Origin of the sequence: Lentilactobacillus hilgardii DSM 20176 = ATCC 8290 (assembly GCF_000159315.1) — a bacterium.
GTDB classification, from domain to species: Bacteria; Bacillota; Bacilli; order Lactobacillales; family Lactobacillaceae; genus Lentilactobacillus; species Lentilactobacillus hilgardii.
This window is the reverse complement of record NZ_GG670075.1, coordinates 1-241: the sequence shown is the minus strand read 5'-3', so window position 1 is coordinate 241 and position 241 is coordinate 1. Positions and strand designations below refer to the sequence as shown.

Annotated in this window: 1 protein-coding gene; it reads right to left on the bottom strand. The window is 65.6% G+C overall.

What is annotated here, in order from left to right:
* Positions 1 to 241 (bottom strand): hypothetical protein (locus HMPREF0519_RS13550; RefSeq protein WP_003637242.1); only part of this gene is annotated, 241 nt, incomplete at both ends.

Sequence of the window (241 nt, the reverse complement as noted above, 5' to 3'; positions counted from 1 at the left end):
CGATCACCTTGCCGAGGATGTCGATCAGCTTGGTCAGCCCGCCGCCCTGCTTGCTGTAGTAGACACGGGTGGTTTCCACGTCCAGCTTCAGGCGCGGGTCGGCGGCGACCGCCGCCTTGAACTGCTCGAAGCCGGCCTTGCCATCGGTACGCACGCTGATCGACTGCCAGGCGCTGCGCTGGTAGGTGGTGGCCAGCGTATCGGCGTCGGTCCACAGTTCCGAATCATGCGCATCGCCGGT